This is a genomic window from Meridianimarinicoccus zhengii (assembly GCF_003254465.1).
GTDB lineage: Bacteria > Pseudomonadota > Alphaproteobacteria > Rhodobacterales > Rhodobacteraceae > Meridianimarinicoccus > Meridianimarinicoccus zhengii.
This window is the reverse complement of the sequence record NZ_QDFI01000166.1, coordinates 1-1,536: the sequence shown is the minus strand read 5'-3', so window position 1 is coordinate 1,536 and position 1,536 is coordinate 1. Positions and strand designations below refer to the sequence as shown.

The following is a 1,536-nucleotide window of genomic DNA, read 5'->3' as shown; positions in this document are numbered from 1 at the left end:
GCGCGCCTCGCCGCGGCCGGGATCGACGGTGCGCCCCGCGACGCCCGGCGCCTGCTGGCCCATGCCCTGAGCATCGCGCCCGACCGGCTGGCGCTGCACCTGCGCGACCCCGCGGATGACGCCGCATGTGCCCGCTTCGACGCCGCCATCGCCGCGCGGGCGCGCCGCCAGCCCGTTTCGCAGATCACCGGGCGGCGGCGCTTCTGGGGCCGCGATTTCGCCGTCACCCGCGACGTGCTCGACCCGCGGCCCGACACGGAAACCCTGGTCGCGGCGGCGCTGGACCGGCCTGCGGCCCGCATCCTCGACCTCGGCACCGGGTCGGGCTGCATCCTGCTGACGCTGCTTGCGGAATGGCCCCATGCGCGGGGCACGGGCACCGACATCTCGAACGCGGCGCTGGCCGTCGCTGCGGCCAACGCGACATCCCTGGGCGTCGCAGGCCGCACCACCCTTGTCCGCGCCGACTGGACCGAAGGCCTTGTCGGCCCGTTCGACCTGATCGTATCTAACCCGCCCTATATCGCCGCCGACGAACTACCCAGCCTGGCACCCGATGTGCGCGACTGGGAACCGCCCGGCGCGCTGTCGCCCGGTGGCGACGGGCTGGCGGCCTACCGCGCCATCCTGCCCGCGCTGCCCGCGCTCCTGGCGCCCGGCGGACGGGTGCTGTTCGAGATCGGCCCGACCCAGGGGGAGGCCGTCGCGGCGCTTGCCCGTGCCGCGGGGCTGGCCGGGATTGCCGTCCTGCCCGACATGGATGGCCGCGACCGGGTGGTTTCGGCGCAATTTTCATGACAGGACCGTGTGCAACGCCCCGTGTGCCGCAAGTTTTCGCTTGTCACCGGGCGGACACCATGTTTTACCCGTCGCGTCGGAAGGATCGGCACCGCCCGCGGTGCCCCTGACATCAAGCCAGAGACGTGCCGTTCGCCAGAACACCGGGGTTACACGTGACCCCACGCGCATCGGGCAACAAAAAGGCCGAGATACCCTTCTTATGAGATCATCCAAGCAACGCTCGCGGTCCAAACCGAACCGCAACCGGTCGGTCGGAAACATCGTCAACCGCGTGTTCGACAGTTCCGGCCCCGAAGGCAAGGTCCGCGGCACGCCGCAGCAGATCATCGACAAGTACAACCAGCTCGCACGCGACGCGCAATTGTCGAACGACCGGGTCGCGGCCGAGAATTTCCAGCAGCATTCCGAGCATTACACCCGGATGCTGGGCGATGCCCTGCGCGAGGCCGAAAGCCGCCGCGACCAGCAGGACGGCCAGAACGGCAATCAGAACAACAATCAGCAGAACAACGGCCAGCAGAACAATGGCCAGAACGGCAACGGCCAGCAGGGTGGCAACGACCGTGCCCGCGATGACCGGGGCCGGGACGACCGGAACCGCGACGACAACCGCCATGGCGGGCGCGACGATGCCGCGCGCGGCGGTGGGCGTGACGACAACCGGCAGGGCGGGCGTGACGATGCTGCGCGCGCCGGTGGGCGCGATGACGCCCCGCGCGCCGGTGGGCGCGACGA

General features: G+C 70.8%; 2 protein-coding genes. Both read left to right on the top strand.

What is annotated here, in order from left to right:
* The coding region (gene prmC, locus DDE13_RS22350; protein ID WP_111406391.1) for a peptide chain release factor N(5)-glutamine methyltransferase at positions 1 to 798 on the top strand (798 nt) is incomplete at its 5' end.
* Between the two features lie 202 nt (positions 799 to 1,000).
* Positions 1,001 to 1,536: DUF4167 domain-containing protein (locus DDE13_RS23520; RefSeq protein WP_235868824.1), on the top strand; the 536-nt coding region annotated here is incomplete at its 3' end.